The sequence below is a fragment of the Streptomyces sp. NPDC007264 genome (assembly GCF_042869095.1).
Taxonomy (GTDB): Bacteria; Actinomycetota; Actinomycetes; order Streptomycetales; family Streptomycetaceae; genus Streptomyces.
Genome location: NZ_JBIAFD010000019.1, coordinates 56,587 through 80,767 on the forward strand (window position 1 = coordinate 56,587; position 24,181 = coordinate 80,767).

Annotated in this window: 18 protein-coding genes, 5 tRNA genes and 1 other RNA gene; 15 read left to right on the top strand and 9 right to left on the bottom strand. The window is 72.0% G+C overall.

What is annotated here, in order from left to right:
- Positions 1-51: 51 nt before the first annotated feature.
- Positions 52-136, bottom strand: a tRNA-Ser gene (locus ACFYMU_RS27625).
- 76 nt (positions 137-212) lie between these two features.
- Here ACFYMU_RS27625 and ffs point away from each other — a divergent pair.
- From ffs to ACFYMU_RS27655, 6 genes are all read left to right on the top strand, one after another.
- Positions 213-303: signal recognition particle sRNA small type (ffs, locus tag ACFYMU_RS27630), an RNA gene on the top strand.
- Positions 304-395: 92 nt separating this feature from the next.
- Entirely contained in the window at positions 396-2,681 is a 2,286-nt protein-coding gene (locus tag ACFYMU_RS27635; protein WP_388378558.1) for a DNA polymerase III subunit gamma and tau, read from the top strand.
- 170 nt (positions 2,682-2,851) lie between these two features.
- Positions 2,852-4,108, top strand: coding sequence for a phosphoribosylamine--glycine ligase (gene purD / locus ACFYMU_RS27640; protein ID WP_388378561.1), 1,257 nt, complete (start codon positions 2,852-2,854; stop codon positions 4,106-4,108).
- Between the two features lie 669 nt (positions 4,109-4,777).
- On the top strand, positions 4,778-6,565 hold the full coding sequence (locus ACFYMU_RS27645; protein ID WP_388378565.1) for a hypothetical protein: 1,788 nt from the start codon (positions 4,778-4,780) through the stop codon (positions 6,563-6,565).
- A 518-nt stretch (positions 6,566-7,083) separates the two neighbouring features.
- The gene (locus ACFYMU_RS27650) at positions 7,084-8,583 is read left to right on the top strand and encodes a N,N-dimethylformamidase beta subunit family domain-containing protein (RefSeq protein ID WP_388378568.1); all 1,500 of its coding nucleotides are present in this window, start codon (positions 7,084-7,086) and stop codon (positions 8,581-8,583) included.
- Positions 8,584-8,668: 85 nt separating this feature from the next.
- Positions 8,669-9,568 (top strand): phosphoribosylaminoimidazolesuccinocarboxamide synthase, encoded by a 900-nt coding sequence (locus ACFYMU_RS27655; protein ID WP_388378571.1) that lies wholly within the window; start codon positions 8,669-8,671, stop codon positions 9,566-9,568.
- 119 nt (positions 9,569-9,687) lie between these two features.
- On the opposite strand, the gene ACFYMU_RS27660 is transcribed toward ACFYMU_RS27655, so the two are convergent.
- The 4 genes from ACFYMU_RS27660 to ACFYMU_RS27675 all read right to left on the bottom strand — a co-directional run bounded on the left by ACFYMU_RS27660 (position 9,688) and on the right by ACFYMU_RS27675 (position 11,088).
- Positions 9,688-9,760, bottom strand: a tRNA-Gly gene (locus ACFYMU_RS27660).
- 577 nt (positions 9,761-10,337) lie between these two features.
- A tRNA-Gly gene (locus ACFYMU_RS27665) sits at positions 10,338-10,413 on the bottom strand.
- 113 nt (positions 10,414-10,526) lie between these two features.
- Positions 10,527-10,601, bottom strand: a tRNA-Gly gene (locus ACFYMU_RS27670).
- Positions 10,602-10,770: 169 nt separating this feature from the next.
- Positions 10,771-11,088, bottom strand: a complete 318-nt coding sequence (locus ACFYMU_RS27675) for an Lsr2 family protein (RefSeq protein WP_388378574.1) — start codon at positions 11,086-11,088, stop codon at positions 10,771-10,773.
- Positions 11,089-11,447: 359 nt separating this feature from the next.
- Between ACFYMU_RS27675 and purS the strand changes: the two genes are divergently transcribed.
- The 7 genes from purS (at position 11,448) to purM (ending at position 19,537) form a co-directional block, all read left to right on the top strand.
- Positions 11,448-11,711: a phosphoribosylformylglycinamidine synthase subunit PurS gene (purS, locus tag ACFYMU_RS27680; protein ID WP_019982969.1), complete on the top strand. Its 264-nt coding sequence runs from the start codon at positions 11,448-11,450 to the stop codon at positions 11,709-11,711.
- The gene (gene purQ / locus ACFYMU_RS27685) at positions 11,708-12,388 is read left to right on the top strand and encodes a phosphoribosylformylglycinamidine synthase subunit PurQ (protein WP_388378577.1); all 681 of its coding nucleotides are present in this window, start codon (positions 11,708-11,710) and stop codon (positions 12,386-12,388) included. Before purS ends, purQ begins: the two co-directional genes overlap by 4 nt.
- Positions 12,385-14,643, top strand: coding sequence for a phosphoribosylformylglycinamidine synthase subunit PurL (gene purL, locus ACFYMU_RS27690; protein WP_388378580.1), 2,259 nt, complete (start codon positions 12,385-12,387; stop codon positions 14,641-14,643). Before purQ ends, purL begins: the two co-directional genes overlap by 4 nt.
- Positions 14,644-14,817: 174 nt before the next feature.
- Positions 14,818-15,615: a sterol carrier family protein gene (locus tag ACFYMU_RS27695; RefSeq protein WP_388378583.1), complete on the top strand. Its 798-nt coding sequence runs from the start codon at positions 14,818-14,820 to the stop codon at positions 15,613-15,615.
- 387 nt (positions 15,616-16,002) lie between these two features.
- The gene (locus ACFYMU_RS27700; RefSeq protein ID WP_388378586.1) at positions 16,003-16,815 is read left to right on the top strand and encodes an META domain-containing protein; all 813 of its coding nucleotides are present in this window, start codon (positions 16,003-16,005) and stop codon (positions 16,813-16,815) included.
- 85 nt (positions 16,816-16,900) lie between these two features.
- Positions 16,901-18,427, top strand: coding sequence for an amidophosphoribosyltransferase (purF, locus tag ACFYMU_RS27705; RefSeq protein WP_388378589.1), 1,527 nt, complete (start codon positions 16,901-16,903; stop codon positions 18,425-18,427).
- A gap of 42 nt (positions 18,428-18,469) precedes the next feature.
- Positions 18,470-19,537 (top strand): phosphoribosylformylglycinamidine cyclo-ligase, encoded by a 1,068-nt coding sequence (gene purM / locus ACFYMU_RS27710; protein ID WP_388378591.1) that lies wholly within the window; start codon positions 18,470-18,472, stop codon positions 19,535-19,537.
- Positions 19,538-19,605: 68 nt separating this feature from the next.
- Here the strand turns inward: purM and ACFYMU_RS27715 are convergent, their stop codons facing one another.
- Both ACFYMU_RS27715 and ACFYMU_RS27720 read right to left on the bottom strand, forming a co-directional pair.
- On the bottom strand, positions 19,606-19,854 hold the full coding sequence (locus tag ACFYMU_RS27715; RefSeq protein WP_388378594.1) for a DUF3073 domain-containing protein: 249 nt from the start codon (positions 19,852-19,854) through the stop codon (positions 19,606-19,608).
- 301 nt (positions 19,855-20,155) lie between these two features.
- On the bottom strand, positions 20,156-21,250 hold the full coding sequence (locus ACFYMU_RS27720) for a Leu/Phe/Val dehydrogenase (RefSeq protein ID WP_388378596.1): 1,095 nt from the start codon (positions 21,248-21,250) through the stop codon (positions 20,156-20,158).
- 234 nt (positions 21,251-21,484) lie between these two features.
- On the opposite strand from ACFYMU_RS27720, the gene ACFYMU_RS27725 reads away from it, so the two are divergent.
- Positions 21,485-22,327, top strand: coding sequence for a hypothetical protein (locus tag ACFYMU_RS27725; RefSeq protein ID WP_388378599.1), 843 nt, complete (start codon positions 21,485-21,487; stop codon positions 22,325-22,327).
- Between the two features lie 543 nt (positions 22,328-22,870).
- On the top strand, positions 22,871-23,077 hold the full coding sequence (gene bldC / locus ACFYMU_RS27730) for a developmental transcriptional regulator BldC (protein ID WP_003949541.1): 207 nt from the start codon (positions 22,871-22,873) through the stop codon (positions 23,075-23,077).
- Between the two features lie 486 nt (positions 23,078-23,563).
- Here the strand turns inward: bldC and ACFYMU_RS27735 are convergent, their stop codons facing one another.
- A complete protein-coding gene (locus ACFYMU_RS27735; protein ID WP_388378602.1) occupies positions 23,564-23,758 on the bottom strand; it encodes a DUF6274 family protein in 195 nt (64 codons plus the stop codon).
- A gap of 347 nt (positions 23,759-24,105) precedes the next feature.
- Positions 24,106-24,180, bottom strand: a tRNA-Asp gene (locus ACFYMU_RS27740).
- Between the last annotated feature and the right edge of the window lies 1 nt (position 24,181).

Genomic DNA, 24,181 nt, shown 5'->3' on the forward strand with positions numbered 1-24,181 from the left:
CCGGACCGCGAGCTGCGGTCCGGCACTCCGTTTCGCCTGTTCAGGCGGGAGCGGAGGATACGAGATTCGAACTCGTGAGGGGTTGCCCCCAACACGCTTTCCAAGCGTGCGCCCTAGGCCTCTAGGCGAATCCTCCGCCGGAAACATTACATGACGGTGGGGAGTGCTAGCGAACTCGTTCGGCGCCCCCGCGATCGGGTACGCTGGGCCCCAGCCCCTCACGCGGCGCTATCTGACTGAACTCCCCCAGGGCCGGAAGGCAGCAAGGGTAGGTCGGCTCTGGCGGGTGCGTGGGGGGTCTTCTGCATGGCGGGGGACGGGCGCCCGGGAAGGGGTCCGAGGGGGAGCGGCTCGGGCGCCGCACGTTGTCGGTGGGCGCCTATAACCTCGTATGCGTGTCGTCTCTCGCGCTGTACCGCCGCTATCGCCCGGAGTCGTTCGCCGAGGTCATCGGGCAGGAGCATGTCACCGACCCGCTGCAGCAGGCGCTGCGGAACAACCGGGTCAATCACGCGTACCTGTTCAGCGGACCGCGCGGCTGCGGGAAGACGACCAGCGCGCGGATTCTGGCGCGGTGCCTGAACTGCGAGAAGGGGCCGACCCCGACGCCGTGCGGCGAGTGCCAGTCCTGCCAGGACCTGGCCAGGAACGGGCCGGGGTCCATCGACGTCATCGAGATCGACGCCGCGTCGCACGGTGGTGTCGACGACGCCCGTGACCTGCGCGAGAAGGCGTTCTTCGGGCCCGCGAGCAGCCGGTACAAGATCTACATCATCGACGAGGCCCACATGGTCACGTCGGCGGGGTTCAACGCGCTGCTGAAGGTCGTCGAGGAACCGCCGGAGCACCTCAAGTTCATCTTCGCCACCACCGAGCCCGAGAAGGTCATCGGCACCATCCGGTCGCGGACCCATCACTATCCGTTCCGGCTCGTGCCGCCGGGGACCCTCCGCGACTACCTCGCCGAGGTCTGCCAGAAGGAGGAGATCCCCGTCGAGGAGGGGGTCCTCCCCCTGGTCGTGCGGGCGGGTGCCGGGTCCGTGCGTGACTCCATGTCCGTCATGGACCAGTTGCTGGCGGGCGCGGGTGCCGACGGTGTGACCTACGCCATGGCCACCTCGCTCCTCGGATACACGGACGGGTCGCTGCTCGACTCCGTCGTCGAAGCCTTCGCGTCCGGGGACGGAGCCGCCGCCTTCGAGGTCGTCGACCGCGTGATCGAGGGGGGCAACGATCCGCGGCGGTTCGTCGCCGATCTGCTGGAGCGGCTGCGGGACCTGGTGATCCTCGCCGCCGTGCCCGATGCCGCCGAGAAGGGCCTCATCGACGCCCCGGCCGACGTGCTGGAGCGGATGCAGGCGCAGGCGGGCGTCTTCGGCCCGGCCGAGCTGAGCCGCGCCGCCGATCTCGTCAACGAGGGCCTCACCGAGATGCGGGGGGCCACCTCGCCCCGGCTGCAGCTCGAACTGATCTGCGCGCGGGTGCTGCTGCCCGCCGCCTACCGGGACGAGCGGTCGGTCATGGCCCGCCTGGACCGGCTCGAGCGGGGCGTCGACTTCTCCGGCGGTGGCGCGGGACCGGCCATGGGATATGTGCCGGGCCCCGAGGCGCACGGCGGGACGCCCGGGGGACCGGGGCTCCAGGGGGCGGCGCCCGCCGCACCCGGCGGTGGCGCCGCGGCGGCCCGCGCCGCCGTGCGGAACGGCGGAGGCGCCGCAGCGACCGGCGGCGCGCCGAGTGCGGGTGCGAGTGCGAGTGCGGGTGCGGGTACGGGACCGGGAACGGCCGACGGTGGGGCGACGTCCGTCCCCGGGCCGCCGGCCGTGTCACGGGACTCCGTGCCCGCCGCCCCGGCGCCCCCGCCGCAGGCCGCGGCCGCGGCCGCGGCCGCTCCGGCCTCCGCGGCTCCCGGCTCCTGGCCCACCGCTGCTCCCACCGGCGGTGGTCGACGGCCCGGTGGATGGCCCACTGCGGCGCCGGCGGGCGGCCGGCAGTCCCCGGCCGCGCCCCCGCAGCCGACGGCAACGCCCACCCCACCGCCCGCGTCCGCTCCGGCCGCGGCGCCCGCGTCGGCACCGGGCGGGCTCGACCCCCGCATGCTGTGGCCGAACATCCTGGAGGCCGTGAAGAACCGCCGTCGTTTCACCTGGATCCTGCTCAGCCAGAACGCGCAGGTCGTCGGCTTCGACGGGACGATATTGCAGCTCGGCTTCGTGAACGCGGGCGCGCGGGACAACTTCGCGAGCAGCGGCAGCGAGGACGTCCTGCGCCAGGCGCTGGCCGAGCAGTTCAACGTGCAGTGGAAGATCGAGGCGGTCGTCGACCCGTCCGGCGGCTCGGCCCCGCCGCCCGCGGGCCCCGGTCCCGGCGGCGGCTTCAACGGCGGAGGCGGTCGCCACGGCGCCGGCGTCGCACCGGCCGCCGTGCGTCCCGAGCCCTCGCAGTCCGCCCCGGCGGCGCGTCCGGCCGCACCCGCCGTCCCGGCGGCTCCGGCTCCGGGTCCCGCCTCGGCGGCCCCCGCCGCGGCCTCGCCGCCCGTGCCGCAGCGGCGCGTGGTCGCGCCCGAGGACGACATGCCCGAGGACGACGACCCCGATCTCGACGAGTCGGCTCTGTCGGGCCACGAACTGATCGTCCGCGAGCTGGGTGCCACGGTGGTGGAGGAGATCTCCCACGAGTAGGACGGCGGCCGTCCCGCACGGGCGGCCCCGGCCGGGCCCGGCCGGGGCCGGAAGCACTGGTCCGGAGAGCGGCGAGCGGCCGTTCTCCGGACGAAGCCACACACCGTCGCCCACGCCTCCTTCGGCGGCCCGCACAAGGCCGTGCGTCTCCGCCGGTTAGGCTGACCCCCGTGAAGGTCCTCGTCATCGGCAACGGTGCCCGCGAACACGCCCTGTGCCGTTCCCTCTCCCTCGACCCCGCCGTCACCGAGCTGCACTGCGCCCCCGGCAACGCGGGCATCGCCGAGGTGGCCCGGCTGCACCAGGTCGACGCCCTCGACGGCAAGGCCGTGGCCGCGCTGGCCGGCGAGCTCGACGCCGGGCTGGTCGTCGTCGGCCCGGAGGCGCCGCTCGTCGCGGGTGTCGCCGACGCCGTGCGCGAGGCCGGCATCCCCGTCTTCGGCCCCTCCCGGGAGGCCGCGCAGCTGGAGGGTTCCAAAGCCTTCGCGAAGGACGTGATGGCGGCCGCGGGCGTGCCGACGGCCCGTTCGTACGTCTGCACGAACGCCGCCGAGGCCGCCACGGCCCTCGACGCCTTCGGCGCCCCGTACGTCGTGAAGGACGACGGGCTCGCCGCCGGCAAGGGCGTGGTCGTCACGCCCGACCTGGAGGCGGCGAAGGCGCACGCGGCCCACTGCGAGCGCGTCGTCATCGAGGAGTTCCTCGACGGCCCCGAGGTGTCCCTGTTCGCCATCACGGACGGCGAGACGGTCCTCCCGCTCCAGCCCGCCCAGGACTTCAAGCGCGCCCTCGACAACGACGAGGGGCCCAACACCGGCGGCATGGGCGCCTACTCGCCGCTGCCGTGGGCCGACCCGAAGCTGGTCGAGGAGGTCCTGCAGACCGTTCTGCAGCCGACCGTCGACGAGATGCGCCGTCGTGGCACCCCGTTCTCCGGACTGCTGTACGCGGGGCTGGCGATCACCTCGCGGGGCGTCCGGGTCATCGAGTTCAACGCCCGCTTCGGCGACCCCGAGACCCAGGTCGTCCTCGCCCGTCTGAAGACCCCGCTGGCCGGCGTGCTGCTGGCCGCCGCGAACGGCACCCTCGCCGATCTGGAGCCCCTGCGCTGGAGCGACGACGCGGCCGTCACCGTGGTCGTCGCCTCCCACAACTACCCGGGGACCCCGCGCACCGGCGACCCGATCACCGGGCTCGACGAGGTGGCGGCCCAGGACGCCCCGCACGCATACGTCCTGCACGCCGGGACGAGGCGTGAGGGCGACGCGGTGGTGAGCGCGGGCGGCCGCGTGCTGTCGATCACCGCGACCGGCGCGGACCTCGCCGAGGCGCGCAGCCGGGCGTACGCGGCCGTGGGCCGCATCGGACTCGAGGGTTCCCAGCACCGTACGGACATCGCGGCCAAGGCAGCGGGCGCCGGCGTCTGATCCGGCCGCCGGGCCCGGCGTGCGCCGCCGTGCCGGCCCGACGCACCGCGCAGTCCGGCGCACCGCCGCGTTCGGTACGCGAGGCACGGGCCCGATGCCCTGCGCCATGGCCCAGTGGCCCATGCCCCATGCCCCATGCCCCATGCCCCAGGCCCCGTGTCCTGTGCGGTGGTCGGGCACCCGCTGCCGTGGTCGGCGTCCCGTGCCGCGGCACGGCACGCCGACCGACGGCCCGGCCGGGTACGCGGCCCGTTACTCCGGCCGGGTACGCGGCCCGATGCACCGGCCGGGCGTCCCGCCCGGCGATCCGGCCGGGCGGTGAACCCCGTGGGCCCCGAATCCGTCTCCGGGGTCGGGATCCTCCGCTTGTGCCAGGGCATACGACCCTGGGCCTGCTCCTCGCCCTGCGTCATCCACCTCTCCCCAAAGCCATTCCATCGAGTGAGCGGTGACCCATCCGGCTGACGAGGGCCGGGGCCCCAACTAGGGTGCGGCGCAAGCGTTCCGGCACTTGGCCCACCGGCATTGCGATGTCGGTGACGGGTGCCACAGTGGGGGAGTGAGCAACGCACGGGCATCCACCGGCGACCTCTGTGACGTGCATCGTCACAGGGCGCGTCGCGTGGGTCGGAGGCGGGACAGAGGGGGTGACGTCCGATCGTGACCGGTATGGCCGTGGAAGCGGGCGCGCAGGCCGCGCGTTCCCGGGCTCTCGCCGTGCTGCGGATCCGCAGCAGGGCGCTGGCCGTCGCCCTGCTGCCCGCCGCCGTCGCCGTCGTGCTGCTCGCGGGGGGTGCCACCGGCCACATCAGCGGTGGACGCTGGGGGATCGCGCGCTGGGTGGTGACCGGCATCGCCGCGGTCGTCCTGCTCTGCGCCGCCGGCATCGCCCTCGTCGTCACCCGGGCCCGACCGGCCGTGAGCCCCACGGTCCCGATCAGCGAGACCGCGGCGCCCGACCTGTACCGAATGGTCCGGGACCTGGCCGACCGCCTCGACGTCCCCGCCCCCTCGGCGATAGCGCTCACGCCGGACTGCGACAGCTGGCTGGAGGACCGTACCCACCCCGCCCACGGCCCGCCGCCGTCCGGCTCCGGTGACGGGACCGGGGCACCGTGGGCGCGGGGGATACGGGGACTGCCCACCACCCGGCACCACCGGGCCTCCGTCGCGCCCGTGCTCGTCATCGGCTCGCCCTTCCTGTGGTGGATGCGGGTGGGTGAGCTGCGTGCGGTCCTCGCCCCGGTCGTCGCCGGTACGGGACCGTCGGCGCACCCGGACATAGCGGCGGCGCGCCGTTTCATACGAGGGCTGGACGCCGCGGTGGCGGTGACGTCCGCGCCAGCGCGCGGCCCCGTGACCCGTGCGGTGCTGGCCGGGACCGGTTGGGTGGCCCGCCTGCTGCTGCGGAGCTGCCGGGGGCACGCCGCGGAGATGGAACGGGGAGTGGCGGCGGCCGCGGCCGAGCGTGCACAGGCTGTGGACTACGGACTGCGAATCGTCGCCCAGGAGCAGGTGGGCCTGGCCTATGCGGGCTGGGACCGGCTCCTGACACGGGTTGCGCTGCCGGCCTGGCGGATGGGCCGCTGGCCCTCGCGTCTGGACGCCGGTGTGGTCGCGGCGCTCACGGAGCTGTCCCGCCGGGACCGTCTGGCCGAAGGCTTCACCTCCCGGCTGGGTGAGCGCCCGGCCTGTGACCTGCTCGAAGAGCCCGGCGTGGTGGACGAGGCCGCGTCGCTGCTCGCCGCCCGTCTCTTCCACGGGAGCCGGGCCGAGTCCGGCCCCGACTGGGCCCCGGTGAACTGGCAGGAGTATCCGGACGAGGTCGTCGACCGCAAATGGCGCACGGACGCGGCACGCCTCCACCGTGTCCTCAACGCCCTGGGCGCCCGCCACACCCGCCGCAGGACGGCACCGGGCGCGGACGGGCCGACGCTGGAGCGCGTGCTGGAGTACCTGACGGTCCGGGCGGCCGAGGGCGAGGGCGGCGTGCGGGAGGGTGGCGTGCGGGAGGGCGTGGCCGTCCTTGACGACGACGGCGCCGTCGCGAGCGCGCGCACGGCGGTTCTCGCCGCCGGGCTCAGCGCCGAACTGGCCCGGGAGGAGGTGACCGAGGAGGCGATACCGGGCGGAGCCTCCGCGGGACAGCCGCCGGCGGACGGCACGCTGTGGGACGACGCCACGCTCCCGCTGTTCCCGCTCCAGCCGCCCCGCACCGGCCGGGAACTGCTCATCGACCACGTCACCGCGATGGTGTGCTGCGCCGCGATGGACACCGCGGGGGCGGTGCCGGGGCTCGACTGGCTGGACGGTCCGTCCCTCCTGGTCAGGGGCGAACGGGCGACCGACCTGGCGCCCCAGGTCCTCTCGCTCGTCGAGGAGGGCGACCCGGCCCCGCTGCGCACCTGGCTCCTTCAGCTGGGCATACGCCCGGACAAGCCGGTCCGGCTGGTATGACACCGGCTGCCCCGCCGGGCGGCAACGCCCCGGTCCGGCCCCTGGACCGGCCCTGATCCGGCCCCTGGACCGGCCCCTGGACCGGCCCTGGACCGGCCCTGGACCGGCCCTGGACCGGCCCCTGGTCCGGTGCCCCGGTCCGGCGCCCGGGACCGGCTCCTCCCCGCAGGCCCGGCGCGGGTGCGCCGGACGCCCGCCAGCCCCGGTCCGCCCCGGTCGGCCCTCGGAGAGGGTGCGCCGGACGCCCGCCAGCCCCGGTCCGCCCCGGTCGGCCCTCGACGAGGGTCCGGCGACAGCCGCTCCCCTTTCCCTCCCCCACCTGCGACAACACCCTGTATCGCGCCGCCGCAACCCCGACTGCTGGCCGGAGGCTCCCACTCCGTTCACGTCAATTCGCGACGAACGGTGACGGAGTGCGTGCGTAATGTGATGTGCTGGGACCGATCGCGCACAAGGCGAGGCACACGAGGCACACGAAGGACGCCGATACCGCTCGCGGGGGATGAGGGAGGGGAATCATGGGGTCGGAACACATTCGCCGCTGGGAGTCGGGCGCCCTCGCGCACGCCGTGTCGGACCCCTTCGGCCTGGGCCCGGTGCCCTGGCTCCGGGGCAGCGAGACCTACTTCGACGACACGGGCCATGTGGTCCCCTGGTACGTGGACCCGGCCCCGCCCCACGTCCCCGCCCAGGGCCCCGCAGGGGCGCGCATCCCGGCCCCCCGCAGCAGCGGCCCGCGCTCCGCAGACGACGTCCACCGGCAGATCAAGGGCTTCACCTCCACCGGAGCGGTCGCCCCCGGCGAGGCCATCGACTTCCGCATCACGGTCGACCCGCCCCAGGAGTTCGCCGTCGACATCTACCGGATCGGTCACTACGGCGGCGACGGAGCGGCCAAGATCACCACCAGTCCGCGTCTCTCCGGCATCGTGCAGCCGCCCGCGCTCACCGCCGACCGGACGGTGTCCTGCCACCACTGGTGGCTCTCCTGGCGACTGCAGGTTCCCTCGTACTGGAACATCGGCGCCTACGTCGCCGTCCTCACCACCGCCGACGGCTACCGCTCCCACGTGCCCTTCACGGTGCGCGACAACCGTCCGGCGGACCTCCTCCTGCTGCTCCCGGACATCACGTGGCAGGCGTACAACCTGTACCCGGAGGACGGCCGTACCGGCGCCAGCCTGTACCACGCCTGGGACGAGCACGGCCGGTTGCTCGGCGAGGCGGACGCCGCCACCACGGTCTCCTTCGACCGCCCGTACGCCGGCGCGGGACTTCCCCTGCACGTCGGCCACGCCTACGACGTCATCCGCTGGGCCGAGCGCTACGGCTACGACCTCGCCTACGCCGACGCGTGCGATCTGCACGCCGGCCGCGTCGACCCCACCCGCTACCGCGGCCTCGTCTTCCCGGGCCACGACGAGTACTGGTCGGCCGCGATGCGCCGCACCGTGGAGCTCGCCCGCGATCACGGCACCTCGCTCGTCTTCCTCTCCGCCAACACCATGTACTGGCAGGTGGAGCTGGGCCCGTCCCCGTCCGGCGTCCCCGACCGGCTGCTCACCTGCCGCAAGCGGCGGGGCCCCGGCAGGCCCGTGCTGTGGCGGGAGATCGACCGTCCCGAGCAGGAACTGGTCGGCATCCAGTACGCGGGCCGGGTGCCCGAGCCCCACCCTCTGGTCGTGCGCAACGCCGGCCACTGGCTGTGGGAGTCGACGGGAGCCCACGAGGGCGACGAACTGGAGGGCATGGTCGCCGGAGAGGCGGACCGTTACTTCCCGCGCGCGCCGCTGCCCGAGCACCAGGGCCGCATCCTGCTCGCCCACTCCCCCTACCGCGACGGCGACGGCGCCCTGCGCCACCAGGAGTCCTCTCTCTACCGCGCTCCCTCCGGCGCACTGGTCTTCGCGGCCGGAACGTTCGCCTGGTCCCCCGCGCTGGACCGCCCCGGCCACGTGGACGCCCGTGTCCAGCAGGCGACCGCGAACCTTCTGGACCGCATCTGCAAACGGGACTGAGTCCCTCCGTACCGGCCCCCCTGCACGGGTTCTCCGCCCGCATACGGGAGAATCGAGGCAAGAGAAAGAACCACGGGGAGGAACCGTGTCCGGATTCGTCGAAAAGCCCGAGCCCGTGCAGGTGCCGGGTCTGGTGCATCTGCACACCGGAAAGGTGCGCGATCTGTACCAGAACGATGCGGGCGACCTCGTCATGGTCGCCAGCGACCGCACGTCGGCGTTCGACTGGGTGCTGCCGACCGAGATCCCGGACAAGGGCCGGATCCTCACCCAGCTGTCGCTGTGGTGGTTCGACCAGCTCACCGACCTGGTCCCGAGCCATGTCCTGAGCAGCGAGCTCCCGCCCGGCGCGCCCGCCGACTGGGCCGGCCGCACCCTGGTCTGCAAGTCGCTGCGCATGGTCCCGGTGGAGTGCGTGGCCCGCGGCTACCTCACCGGTTCGGGTCTCGCCGAGTACAAGGAATCCCGCACCGTCTGCGGCCTCGCCCTGCCCGAGGGCCTGGTCGACGGCTCGGAACTGCCCGCGCCGATCTTCACCCCCGCGACCAAGGCCGCGGTCGGGGAGCACGACGAGAACGTCTCCTACGAGGAGGTCGCCCGCCAGGTCGGCTCCGAGACCGCCGCCCTCCTGCGGCAGGCCACCCTCGCCGTCTACGGGCGCGCCCGCGACATCGCCCGCGACCGCGGGATCATCCTCGCGGACACCAAGTTCGAGTTCGGCTACGACGGCGACACCCTCGTCCTCGCCGACGAGGTCCTCACCCCGGACTCCTCGCGCTTCTGGCCGGCCGACCGGTGGCAGCCGGGCCGCGCCCAGCCGTCCTTCGACAAGCAGTTCGTGCGGGACTGGCTCACCTCCCCCGCCTCCGGCTGGGACCGCACGAGCGAGCAGCCCCCGCCGCCGCTGCCGCGGGAGATCGTGGAGGCGACCCGGGCGAAGTACGTGGAGGCGTACGAGCGCCTGACCGGCCTTCGCTGGTCGTAGCCGTCACCGGGTGGGGCCGGCGACCGGCCCTCCCGGTCGTGGGGCCCACCCGGTGACGGCCCCCACGGTCCGGACACACGAAGAAGCCCCCCGGCCCGGGCCGGGGGGCTTCTCTCACGAGCGGACGACGAGGCTCGAACTCGCGACCTCAACCTTGGCAAGGTTGCGCTCTACCAACTGAGCTACGTCCGCACTGCGCGCTGCGCGACAGCAACTATACCCAACCGCGCTGCCGGTGCGGGACACACTGCCGCACGACGGTCCGCCGCCCCGGGCGCGGAAGGCCGTTGGAAGGTCGTCGCGCGCGGTCCGGCACGACCGTGCGGTCCGCTCGGCGAGCTCCGCCACGGGCGTCCCGGCCGCGGCGGACACGGAGGCCCCGGCCGTCCGCCGCGGCCGCCCGGGAACCCCGGACGGAGAGGGCCGGCGCGGCCAACTCGGCTGTCCTGCGGCGGTTTCCGCCCGCACCGTACGGAGGTCTCCGCGCGCCGCCGGGCACGGACGGTCTCGGCCCCGACGCCGCGCGCACCCGCCTCCCGCGCCCGCTCCGGATGCGCCGGCCGCCCGTGGCGGGGCACGATCCACAGGTGCTTCCCGGGCAGTTCGGCGCCCGAGGATGTGGTGACCCTCACATGGGCCGCCCCGGCCGACGAGGGTCCGGCGCAGCCGCGCGCCGGTATGCAGCGCCCGCAACGGTATGGCGGTGGCGGCGCGTTGCGGGCGGGGCGCGCGAGAAGGGCCCCGGTCGTCCGACCGGGGCCCTTCTTCCTGGAGCGGACGACGAGGCTCGAACTCGCGACCTCAACCTTGGCAAGGTTGCGCTCTACCAACTGAGCTACGTCCGCATGGCCCCCGACCGGCTTTCACCGATCGGTGCGGGCACCAGCCTACCTGATCGTCTCCCCGGCTCTCGACAAGCTCGAGCAGGGGGACCCCATGAATGGTGGGACCGGTGCCGTGGAGCGGGTGACAGGGATTGCACACTGCGCCTCCCCCTTGGAAAGGGGGTGTTCTACTACTGAACTACACCCGCACGATTCCTCGGGTCTCGGCCTTCCGGCCTTGCCCCTCGGCGTGCTCCAGACTCTAGCTGATCAGCAGGGGTGCTGTGCAAGTCGGTTGCGTGCGGGGCCCGGTGGGGCGTCCGGGGCCGACGCGGCCGGCCGCCGAACCAGGGGCCCGGCGGCCGGCCGCCGCACGGCTCAGTGGGCCTGCGCGAACGCCTCGTACACCTTCTTCGGGATGCGGCCCCGCGGCGGCACGTCCATCTGGTGGGAGCGTGCCCAGGCCCGGACCGCGGCCGGGTCGGGGGTCAGTGCCGTGTGCGTGTACGTCTTCCCGGACTTGGCCTTCTTGCGGCCGGCCTCGACGTAGGGTGCCAGCGCCTTACGCAGTTTCTTGGCATTGGCTTGATTGAGGTCGATCTCGTACGACTTGCCGTCCAGTCCGAAGACGATCGTTTCCGCCGCTTCTGAGCCGTCGATGTCGTCAAAGAGAGTGACCACGACACGCTGCGCCACGAATATCGGTCCCTTCGTGCGGCACCTCAGCGATCACACCATGACGTGCACAGACGTCCGGGGTATGTCGAGGAGATGTCGACTGTCCGGCAGTAATTGAGCAAAGTATCGGCTATTGCCTTTTCCTTTGTACAGTGCTCGGCAATGCATTGGGAAGCCCGGAGGAATACTTCCGCGTGTCCACGGGCAATGACCGACTGTCGCCCTTCTGCGATTTTTCCGAGGATTTTCCGTGTGAGGGCCCGCGCCGATGCCGGATCGTGATGGTGGTCACGTAGGATACTACGAATCTACGCGAGTAGAAATTCCGTGCGGGTAGTCTGAAGGGACCTGCTCAGCACCACACACCGGGAGTGCCAGTGGCACGCGTCGTAGTCGACGTCATGCTCAAGCCGGAGATCCTCGACCCCCAGGGCCAGGCGGTGCAGCGCGCACTGCCGCGGCTGGGTTTCGAAGGCATCTCCGACGTACGTCAGGGAAAGCGGTTCGAACTCGAGGTGGACGGGCCCGTCGACGACGCCGCCCTCGCCCGCATCCATGATCTCGCGGAATCCTTCCTCGCCAACACCGTGATCGAGGACTTCACCGTCAAGGTGGAGGAAGTCGCGGAGGCCGCAAAGTGACCGCTCGTATTGGCGTCGTCACTTTCCCCGGCAGCCTGGACGACCGGGACACGCAGCGCGCGATCCGTCTCGCCGGTGCGGAACCCGTCGCGCTCTGGCACAAGGACAAGGACCTCAAGCAGGTCGACGCCGTGGTGCTGCCGGGCGGATTCTCCTACGGCGACTATCTGCGCGCCGGCGCCATCTCGCGCTTCTCGCCGGTGATGGAGACCGTCATCGAGCAGGCGAAGGCCGGCCTCCCCGTACTCGGCATCTGCAACGGCTTCCAGATCCTCACCGAGGCCCACCTCCTCCCGGGCGGGATGCTCGGCAACAACCACCTCCACTTCATCTGCCGCGACCAGAAGCTGCGGGTGGAGAACGCGGGGACCACCTGGACCGGCGACTACACGCCCGGCCAGGAGATCCACATTCCGCTGAAGAACATGGACGGCCGGTACGTCGCCGACGAGTACACGCTCGACAAGCTGGAGGCCGAGGGGCGGGTCGCCTTCCGCTACGTCGACTTCAACCCCAACGGCTCGCTCCGCGACATCGCCGGCATCACCAACGAGGCCGGCAACGTCGTGGGCCTCATGCCGCACCCCGAGCACGCCGTCGAGCCGCTGATCGGCACCGGCCGCAGCGACGGCCTCCCGTTCTTCACCTCGATCCTCAAGAAGCTGGTCACCACATGAGCCGGACGCCTCTGGACACGGTCGAGCACGCGGCCGCGACCCCCGACGCCGAGCTGCCCTGGGCCGAACTCGGTCTGAAGAAGGACGAGTACGAGCGGATCGTGGAGATCCTGGGCCGCCGCCCCACCGGCGCCGAGCTCGCCATGTACTCGGTCATGTGGTCCGAGCACTGCTCGTACAAGTCCTCCAAGGTCCACCTCCGCCAGTTCGGCGAGAAGGCCCCCGAGAACGACGCCCTGCTCGTCGGCATCGGCGAGAACGCCGGTGTCGTGGACGTCGGCCAGGGCTATGCCGTCACCTTCAAGGTCGAGTCGCACAACCACCCGTCGTACGTCGAGCCCTACCAGGGCGCCGCGACCGGCGTCGGCGGCATCGTGCGCGACATCATCGCGATGGGTGCCCGCCCGGTCGCCGTCGTGGACCCGCTCCGCTTCGGCGCGGCCGACCACCCCGACACCAAGCGCGTGCTGCCGGGCGTCGTCGCGGGCATCGGCGGCTACGGCAACTGCCTGGGCCTGCCCAACATCGGCGGCGAGGTCGTCTTCGACGCCTGCTACCAGGGCAACCCGCTGGTCAACGCCGGCTGTGTCGGGGTGATGCGGCACGAGGACATCCACCTCGCGAAGGCGTCCGGCGCGGGCAACAAGGTCGTCCTGTACGGCGCCCGCACGGGCGGCGACGGCATCGGCGGTGCCTCGATCCTCGCCTCCGAGACCTTCGACGACGCCAAGCCGTCCAAGCGCCCCGCCGTCCAGGTCGGCGACCCCTTCCAGGAGAAGCTGCTCATCGAGTGCACCCTGGAGGCGTTCCGGGAGAAGCTGGTCGTGGGCATCCAGGACCTGGGCGCGGCCGGTCTGTCGTGTGCCACCTCCGAGCTGGCCTCCAACGGCTCCGGCGGCATGCGCGTGACCCTGGACGACGTGCCCCTGCGCGACTCGACGCTCTCGCCCGAGGAGATCCTCATGAGCGAGTCGCAGGAACGGATGTGCGCGGTCGTCGAGCCGGACAAGGTCGACCGCTTCCTCGAGATCTGCGACAAGTGGGACGTCATCGCCACCGTGATCGGCGAGGTGACGGACGGCGACCGGCTGGAGATCTACTGGCACGGCGGGAAGATCGTCGACGTCGACCCGCGGACGGTCGCGCACGAGGGCCCGGTGTACGAGCGCCCGTACGCCCGTCCGGAGTGGCAGGACGCCCTTCAGGCCGACGACGCGAACGAGCTTCCGCGCCCGCAGACCGGCGAGGAGCTGCGCGAGCAGGTCCTGAAGCTGGTCGGCTCCCCCAACCAGGCGTCCAAGGCGTGGATCACCTCCCAGTACGACCGCTTCGTGCAGGGCAACACGGTGCTCGCCCAGCCCGAGGACTCGGGGATGATCCGCATCGACGAGGCGTCGGGGCTCGGTGTCGCCCTCGCGACCGACGGCAACGGCCGGTACGCGAAGCTCGACCCGTACGCGGGCGCGCAGCTCGCGCTCGCCGAGGCGTACCGCAACGTGGCGACCACCGGGGCCAAGCCGCTCGCCGTCTCCGACTGCCTGAACTTCGGCTCGCCCGAGGACCCGGCCGTGATGTGGCAGTTCGCGGAGGCCGTCCGCGGGCTCGCGGACGGCTGCCTGCAGCTGGGCACCCCGGTGACCGGTGGCAACGTCTCCCTCTACAACCAGACCGGTGAGGCGGCCATCCACCCCACGCCGGTCGTGGCGGTCCTGGGCGTCATCGACGACGTCGCCCGGCGCACGCCCGTCGCCTTCCAGGAGGAGGGCCAGCTGCTCTACCTCCTCGGCGACACGCGGGAGGAGTTCGGCGGCTCGGCCTGGTCGCAGGTGATCCACGACCACCTCGGCGGTCTGCCCCCGAAGGTCGACCTGGAGCGCGAGCGGCTGCTGGCCGAGATCCTCATCTCGGCCTCCCGCGACGGCATGATCGACTCGGCGCACGACCTGTCCGACGGCGGCCTGATCCAGGCGGTCGTGGAGTCGGCGCTGCTCGGCGGCAAGGGCGCGCGGCTGGTCGTGCCGGACGGGCTCGACGCCTTCACCTTCCTCTTCTCGGAATCGGCCGGCCGCGCGGTCGTGGCCGTGCCGCGCTCCGAGGAGATCCGCTTCAACGACATGTGCGGCGCGCGGGGGCTGCCCGCCGCCCGCATCGGTGTCGTGGACGGTGCCTCGGTGGAGGTGCAGGGCGAGTTCGAGCTGTCCCTGGAGGAGCTGCGCGAGGCGCACGAGGGCACCATCCCGGCGCTGCTCGGGTAACCCCACGGCAAGCGGGCGGCAGGTACGTGCCGAAGGCCCCGCCCGGTTCGCCGGGCGGGGCCTTCCGCCGTCCATGCCGCCGTCCATGCCGCCGTCCATGCCGTCGGCCTGGTGGGCGCCGGCCTGTCCGGCAGGGGCCTGAAGGACCGCGCCGTGACGGCATAGGCTCGCCCCATGCCACCGGCGAAGAAGCGCACCCGGACCTACGACCCCGCCACGATCCGTTCCGCGATCCTCACCCAGTTCGGGAACGTGCGGAAGGCGGTCGGCACGCTCACCCCCGAGCAGCTCGCGCGCCCCACGCGGCTCGGGGAGTGGACCGTGCGGGAGCTGGCCGCGCACGTGACCATGGCCGTGGAGACGGTCAGCCGCAACCTCGACCGGGACGAGCCGCCGAAGCCGGAGCTCGCCCTGCTGGACTGGCCCTTCGCCACCGCCGTCCGGGCCGCCGACATCGCCGAGGGCACGCGCGGGCTCGCCGCGGACACCCCGGACCTCGACGCCCTCTACGCCCGCACCGAGGAGCGGTTCACCGAGCGCCTGGCCGCCGCGCCGGGCACGCGCCTGCTCGCCGCCCGGACGGGTGCCATGACCCTCGCCGACTACCTGGTCACCCGCACCGTCGAGCTCGTCGTCCACACCGACGACCTCAACGCCGCCGTCCCGGGGCTGGACATCCCGTACGACCGCCAGGCCCTCGCCGCCTGCACCCGGCTGCTGGCCGACGCCCTCGCCGTGAAGGCACCCGGCGCCTCGACCGAGGTCCGCATCCCGCCGTACGCGGTCGTGCAGTGCATCGAGGGCCCCCGCCACACCCGCGGCACACCGCCGAACGTCGTCGAGACCGACCCGCTGACCTGGATCCGGCTGGCGACCGGTCGCACGGACTGGCGCTCCGCCCTCGCCGACGCCAAGGTCGGCGCGAGCGGCGAACGAGCCGACCTCAGCGGGCTCCTGCCCCTCATGGCATGACGTCCCGGACCCACCGACACGACCACGGAGCGGCGCCCGCGCGCGGCCGCCCGTCCGACACGCGTCCGGGCTGACCGTCCGGCCTGGCAGCCCGGCTCTCTTCCGGGCCGGCGGTCCGGGCTCGGCGGGGGTCGACCGTCCGGGCTCGGCCGGGGCCGGCGGTTTCCGGCGCCCCTCCGGGGCCGGTGGATCGGTGCCCAGGTCGGGGCGACGGGGCCGACCCTGCGGGGTCGGCGGTCCGGCTCCTGCGTGGGGTCGCCTGTCCGGCTCCTGTGCGGGGGTGGTGGTCCGGCTCCTGTGCGGGGGCGGCGGTCCGGCGGTCGGTCGGGATCGGGCGTCCTGTTGCCCGTCGGGGAACCGGCCCCGAGTGCCGGCCGTCCCACCGCCATGGACAAGCACCGACTGACCCTCACCGTTCTGACGCTCCTCCCGCTCGCCGTGGCCTGCGGAACGCAAGCGGGCCCCGGTGGCGGCAGCGGCTCCGGCGGCTCGACCTCGGGCACTCCGGCCGTCATGGGCGTCCACTGGCGCGTCGACAGCCTTACCAGCGGCGGCACCACCAAGGCCGCCCCCACCGGTGCCTACCTCCAGATCGACGACCACGGGCAGGTCCACGGCAACTACGGCTGCAACAGCTTCGGCGCCTCCGCCACCGTCCGGGGCGACCGCATCGACTTCGGCCCCGCGCAGTCCACCGAGATGGCCTGCGAGAAGGCGCCGATGGCGTTCGAGGCGGCCTTCTCCCGCACGCTCGCCGGACGTTCCCTCACCGCGGCCGTCGAGCGGGACCGGCTGACCCTCACCACCGAGGACGGCGACCGGGTGCGCCTGACCAAGGAGAGCGACGCGCCGCTGTACGGCACGCGCTGGCAGGTCACGTCGCTGGTCGACGGCGACGTCGCCTCCTCGCTGCCCGCGGCGGCCGCCGGCAAGGCGTGGTTCAGCCTCGACGCGAAGACCCGCACGGCGTCGGGCAGCCTCGGCTGCAACCGGTTCACGGCGAAGGCGACGGTACGCGACGGTCACCTCACCCTGGGCGCCCTCCGCACCACTCGCAGGATGTGCGACGGCTCACTCATGGACACCGAGAAGACGCTGGGCAAGCTCCTCCACGGGACCCTCGCCTACCGGATCGATCACCGCGGCATCTCGCTGACCAGCGCAAACGGCAAGGGGATCAGTGCGATCGCGGAGCGGTGACCCCGAAGGCACCGCGATCCGGGGCGCCGTACGAGCCGGATGACCGGATTCGGACCACTGCGCGATCTCGCCTACACTCGGTGGCGTGCCACGTGGTGACGGTCGACTCAATCACGATCTGCTCCCCGGCGAGAAAGGCCCCCAGGACGCGTGTGGCGTCTTCGGTGTCTGGGCTCCGGGTGAAGAGGTCGCAAAGCTCACGTACTTCGGGCTGTACGCCCTCCAGCATCGGGGCCAGGAATCCGCGGGTATCGCGGTCAGCAACGGCTCCCAGATCCTCGTCTTCAAGGACATGGGCCTGGTCTCCCAGGTCTTCGACGAGACCTCGCTCGGCTCGCTCCAGGGTCACATCGCGGTCGGTCACGCCCGCTACTCGACCACCGGGGCCTCCGTATGGGAGAACGCCCAGCCGACGTTCCGCGCCACGGCGACCGGCTCCATAGCGCTCGGCCACAACGGCAACCTCGTCAACACGGCGCAGCTCGCCGAGATGGTCGCCGACCTCCCCAAGGAGAACGGCCGCGCGCCCCAGGTGGCCGCCACCAACGACACCGACCTCGTCACCGCCCTCCTCGCCGGCCAGACCGACGAGGACGGCAGGCCGCTGACCGTGGAGGAGGCGGCCATCACGGTCCTGCCCCAGGTCAGGGGCGCCTTCTCGCTCGTCTTCATGGACGAGGGCACGCTGTATGCCGCCCGCGATCCGCAGGGCATCCGTCCGCTGGTCCTCGGCCGCCTGGAGCGCGGCTGGGTGGTCGCGTCCGAGAGCGCCGCGCTCGACATCACCAGCGCCAGCTTCGTGCGCGAGATCGAGCCGGGCGAGTTCATCGCGATAGACGAGAACGGCCTGCGGACGTCCCGGTTCGCGGAAGCGAAGCCCCGCGGCTGTGTCTTCGAGTATGTGTACCTGGCCCGCCCGGACACCGACATCGCCGGCCGGAACGTGTACCTCTCGCGGGTCGAGATGGGCCGCCGCCTCGCCAAGGAAGCGCCCGTGGACGCCGACCTCGTCATAGCGACGCCCGAGTCCGGCACGCCCGCCGCGATCGGCTACGCGGAGGCCTCCGGCATCCCGTTCGGCGCCGGACTGGTCAAGAACGCGTACGTCGGCCGCACGTTCATCCAGCCCTCGCAGACCATCCGGCAGCTCGGCATCCGCCTGAAGCTGAACCCCTTGAAGGAAGTCATCAAGGGCAAGCGACTGGTCGTCGTCGACGACTCCATCGTCCGCGGCAACACACAGCGGGCGCTGGTGCGGATGCTGCGTGAGGCGGGCGCGGCGGAGGTGCACATCCGGATCTCCTCGCCGCCGGTGAAGTGGCCCTGCTTCTTCGGCATCGACTTCGCCACCCGGGCCGAGCTGATCGCCAACGGCATGAGCATCGAGGAGATCGGCACCTCGCTGGGCGCCGACTCCCTCTCATACATCTCCATCGACGGCATGATCGAGGCGACCACCATCGCCAAGCCGAACCTGTGCCGCGCCTGCTTCGACGGCGAGTACCCGATGGAACTGCCCGACCCGGAGCTGCTGGGCAAGCAACTGCTGGAGACCGAGCTGGCGGCCGGTCCGGCCGCCACGGCCGCGACCGACGCGATCCGTCGCCCGTAGCCAGCCCGTAAGACCTGCCGTACGACACGAAAGTTTTCAGCCATGCCTGAGACCACAGGTGCCAGCTACGCAGCCGCGGGCGTCGACATCGAAGCGGGCGACCGCGCCGTCGAGCTGATGAAGGAGTGGGTGAAGAAGACCCAGCGCCCCGAGGTCCTCGGCGGCCTCGGCGGCTTCGCCGGCCTCTTCGACGCCTCCGCCCTGAAGCGCTACGAGCGTCCGCTCCTCGCCTCCGCCACCGACGGCGTCGGCACGAAGGTGGACATCGCGCGCCGGATGGGCGTCTACGACACCATCGGCCACGACCTGGTCGCCATGGTCATGGACGACATCGTGGTGTGCGGTGCCGAGCCGCTGTTCATGACCGACTACATCTGCGTCGGCAAGGTCCACCCGGAGCGCGTCGCCGCGATGGTGAAGGGCATCGCGGAGGGCTGTGTCCTGGCCGGCTGCGCCCTGGTGGGCGGCGAGACGGCCGAACACCCCGGACTGCTCGCTCCGGACGACTTCGACGTCGCCGGGGCCGGTACGGGCGTCGTGGAGGCCGACCGGCTGCTCGGCGCGGAACGCATCCGTGAGGGTGACGCGGTGATCGCCATGGCGGCCTCCGGGCTTCACTCGAACGGGTACTCCCTCGTCCGGCACGTCCTCCTCGACCGGGCGAAGCTCGGCCTCGACCGGCACATCGAGGAACTGGGCCGCACCCTCGGCGAGGAACTGCTGGAGCCCACGAAGATCTACTCGCTGGACTGTCTGGCCCTCGTCCGCACCGCCGAGGTGCACGCGTTCAGCCACATCACGGGCGGCGGACTCGCCGCCAACCTGGCCCGCGTGATCCCGGACGACCTGCACGCGGTCGTCGACCGCTCCACCTGGACTCCCGCGCCGGTGTTCGAACTCGTCGGGAGGACGGGCGACGTCGAGCGGCTGGAGCTGGAGAAGACGCTGAACATGGGCGTCGGCATGATCGCCGTCGTGCCCGAGGAATCGGCGCAGGTCGCTCTTGACGCCCTCGCCGACCGCGGGGTCGAGGCATGGGTCGCCGGCGAGATCACCGCCCGGGGTGAGCACGGCACGGGTGCCGCACTGGTCGGTGACTACGCGGGCTGAGCCCGGCGGACAGCACAGAAGCCGGTCCGTGGCCGGGGCCACGGACCGGGTGAAAGCTCAGCGCAGGGTCAAGCGCCGCGACGGTGCTGCGAGGACTGGTCGTCCTCGTCCTCCTCGTCGTCCTCATAAAGGTCGGCGTACCGTGCGTACACGTCGTCGTCCTGCTCATCGTCCTCGAACCGGTCGCCGTTCGGCGACGTGTTCGACGTCGATGCGCCCAGCTCCTCGGCCAGGCGTGAGAGATCCGTCCCACCGCTGTTGTACTTCAGCTGGCGGGCGACCTTCGTCTGCTTGGCCTTGGCCCGGCCGCGCCCCATGGCTCGACCCCCTCAACGACGGGGCTCAACGGCCCCAGAGTCTGACACGCGTTCATGATCCGGAACGGACTCTCCGTGGAGAGGCCGGTCCGTAGGGCTTCCACGGTACCTGAGCCCGCGCCCATACGGTACGTCGCCCGCAGGACGGGCGTGTGCCCAAGACCACCGAGGCGCCCCGTCCTCGCTGGTCACGGCCGATTTTAACCACTTATCCGCGGACGACCCGCCGATAAGAGTGAGAGTTCTCTCTAACTGCCCATCGGCGGGTACCGGTCAAACCCGGACGGCCGGGCCGGGAGGGTCAGCGACCACGGGCCTCCGCCATCCGCTGCTCGGCGATCCGGTCGGCCGCGGCGGCCGGCGGAATACCGTCCGCCTTCGCACGTGCGAATATGGCCAGCGTGGTGTCGAAGATCTTCGCCGCCTTCGCCTTGCACCGCTCGAAGTCGAAGCCGTGCAGCTCGTCGGCGACCTGGATGACGCCGCCCGCGTTGACGACGTAGTCCGGCGCGTACAGGATCCCGCGGTCGGCGAGGTCCTTCTCCACGCCCGGGTGTGCGAGCTGGTTGTTGGCCGCGCCGCACACGACCGCCGCCGTCAGCACCGGCACGGAGTTGTCGTCCAGCGCCCCGCCCAGCGCGCACGGGGCGTAGATGTCCAGCGCCCCGAAGGAGTGGTCGCCCCGGATCAGGGCTTCGGTGTCGGCGGCCACGGCGACCTCGGGGTGCGCGTCGGTGACCCGGCGCACGGCGTCGGGCCGCACGTCCGTGATCACGACCCGGGCACCGTCCTCCAGCAGGTGTTCCACCAGGTAGTGCCCGACCTTGCCGACACCGGCGACACCGACCGTGCGGCCGCGCAGCGTCGGGTCGCCCCACAGGTGCTGGGCCGAGGCCCGCATGCCCTGGAAGACACCGAAGGCGGTCAGGACGGACGAGTCGCCCGCCCCGCCGTTCTCCGGGGAGCGGCCGGTGGTCCAGGGGCACACCCGCGCCACGACGTCCATGTCGGCCACATAGGTGCCGACGTCGCACGCGGTGACGTAGCGCCCGCCCAGCGAGGCCACGAAACGGCCGTACGCCAGCAGCAGCTCCTCGGTCTTGATCCGCTCGGGGTCACCGATGATCACGGCCTTGCCACCGCCGTGGTCGAGTCCGGCCATGGCGTTCTTGTACGACATCCCGCGCGCGAGGTTCAGCGCGTCGGCGACGGCCGCCTCCTCGGTCGCGTACGGGTAGAAGCGGGTACCGCCCAGGGCGGGGCCCAGCGCGGTGGAGTGGATCGCGATGACGGCCTTGAGGCCACTGGCCCGGTCCTGGCAGAGCACAACCTGCTCGTGACCTCCCTGATCCGAGCGGAACAGGGTGTGCAGGACGCCGTCGGTTACGTCGGTCACTGTGGTGACTCCCGGTGGTGTAGCGGCGGTTGAAGGGCGGGTCCCGTGCGGGTGGCGGGGCCCGTGGGCATGAGGGTAGAGCGTGAGCGCGCCCGCCAGCCGCGCAGTGCCGAGGATCACCCTCCCTCGGAGTACGCCGCGGCGGGTTCGTGGGACGATTTGCAGTGGTTTTCCACCCTGCCCGGGCCCTGCTCGGGCGGGTTTCGGGTCCGGTCCGATGGGGAGGGAGCAGGCGTGCCCAAGGTGTCCTCGGTGATCGTCCCGTACGCGTCCTACTTGCGCGTGTACGAGCCGCTGGCCGCCTTCCCCGAGCCGGAACGCAGCCACTGGACGCGCTACGCCCGGCGCCCCGACCGCCCCTCGTACCAGGACGAACTGCGGCGGTCCCTGGCGGACTTGTTGCCCACCCCGCCGATCCCGGTGCCGGTGCACGAGAGCAGCGACGCCTTCGTGACCGAGGTCGAGGCGGTGCTGTACGTCTGCCCCTGGCGCACCCGGCTGCGCGGCTGGCAGGCGCTGGGGGAGCTGGCGGAGGAGCTGCCGCCGCCGGTGCTGGACGCGGTGCTGCCGCCCGTCGTGCGCGGCCAGGCCGCCCAGGACTACGAGCGCTGGCTCGCGAGCAACCCGGATGCCCGTCCGTGGATCCGCACCGCGACCTGGCAGGTGCCGCTGAACTGGTTCGTGCTGGTCTCCGACGCCGAGCGGCGCTACGACAAGGGCTCCGGCGAGGTTCCTCCGATGCTGCGCTACCGCACGCCCATGGTGCAGGCGCGGCGGCGCACCGCACGGGCGCTGCGGACGCTGCGGGAGACGATCGACGAGGGGCCGCTCATCGACGGCCTGGTGGACGTGGGGCGCTGGCTGGAGGAGTTCCATCCGCGGTCGCTGGTCGAGCTGGACTACGGCGGCCTCGTCCATGTCCTGCCGGCCGCGGAGCTGGACGGGGACCATTCGGCCGCGGACGTCGCCAAGGGCATCGAGGCCCTGCGGCAGGGGGACGGCGCGGCGGCCGGGGAGGCGTACGGGCGGCTGGTGGAGCGCTGGCGGGCCGTGCGGGACCGCCGGTCGGCGAACTGAGCCCCGGGCTCCGGCGAACCGGTGCGCGAATTGTGACCCGCGTGACATGGTGAAGTGACAACCCTTGGCCCATGGTTGACGTATCACAGGTCCTACGGGGGACGTAGGGTCCGATCCGGGCTTATGCCGTCAAGCGTGACGGACGGCACTTACAAGGACCTTGCGTCGTACGGCCCTCCTCGTGCCAAAATAGGACAAGGAGCCCGGGGAATGCTCTCTCTGTCCATTTATGGGCGGAAAGTCGACATCCGAAGGCTTTGGGGGGTCTGGTGCCTCCTGATCGCGCTGTGACTGATCGTCACAGTGGCGTGACTGTCCGTTATGGCATGGTCCATCGGCTTCCGTCGCTGATGAACACCTGGGAGGGCAATTCCATCGGTTTGGCCGACGCGGCTGGACAGATGGTGTAGTTGTAGTGCCGAGGACAAGCCGTTCGTCCTATAACCGACTCGACTCGCGTCCGCCATTTCGGGCAACGCGGGTCAAGGTGCAGAATTTAGAGGAAAGAACCGAGAAGGTTCGGTTCTCCCGAGGAGGCCGCTCATGACCGCTCGCACCCCTGATGCCGAGCCGCTGCTGACCCCGGCTGAGGTCGCCACGATGTTCCGCGTCGACCCGAAGACGGTCACGCGGTGGGCGAAGGCCGGCAAGCTCACGTCGATCCGTACGCTCGGCGGACACCGCCGTTACCGCGAGGCCGAGGTCCGCGCCCTGCTGGCGGGTATCCCGCAGCAGCGCAGCGAGGCCTGAACAATCGCATAGCCGGGCACACCGGCAGGTTCCCCCAATCTGCCGCGACGTCCGGACAACAGCTCCAAGCGACGCGGGTCCTGCCCCAACAGGGCTCTCGCCCGGGCTCATCAGAGGCACGACATGGGTGCGTCGTCGATCGCGCTGGACTCCGCCGGGTCCAGCGCGATCTTTTTTGTGCCCCGGTCCGTGGGGCGGGGGCCGGTCGGTGAGCGGCCTTGTCGGAGTCTGGGGAGGGGTGTCGGATCTGCTGTGGGCGACCTCGGACCAGAGGTGCAATTGCACATATTAAATTGACTGGGCATAGGGGGGCGGTAAGGGGGGTGTCCTCTGATACTTCTACAGTGACACCCGTCACAGTGCAGGGTGCTTGTCGCGCCGGTGCTGTCTTTGTTAGAGGAACACGCCGGTGCGGGGCGGGTGTTGGGCGGACGTACGTCCAGGAGTGCCCACACGGAGGCGGTGCGAACCTCCCGGGCCGCCGCTTCACACGGTGGAGGGACTGTCGTCCTCGGACGGCGTCTCGGTGTGCTCCTCGCCGGATTGCTGGGAGGGTTCCATGGCCAGGCGCAGCAGTTGGTGGCAGACCGGGCAGTGCCGGGTCAGATGGCGGTACCCGGAAGCGGCCGACAGATGGGCACGGAGCAGAGCACGCGTCTCGTGCCGAGCGGACGCCGCCATACGCCACCTCCCGGAGACCGGGCAGTCGGTGCCCTGCATTACGGGGTACCGGTGGAATGTGACGCCGTCAAGACGCCCCGAAAGGCATACGCCACCCGGCCGGGCCCCGGCTCGCCCCGGCGAGGGGGTCTTGACGGGTACCACTGGTGGGGGTGACGCCCGAGGGGCCCCTGGTGCGGGGCGGTGCGGGGCGGCCGGCCCCGCGGCCGGACGGCCGCCGACGGCCGAGGGGCGCCCGGAGCGCGGCAGGGTGCCCGGTGGGGTGTCGTGAGCGCCCGGCCCCGCGAGAAGGCGAGGGGCGTGGCACGAAAAAGCCCCGCATCGCGTGGATGCGGGGCTTCCTGGTGCGGTCCTGACGGGATTTGAACCCGCGGCCTCCACCTTGACAGGGTGGCGAGCACTCCAAACTGCTCCACAGGACCT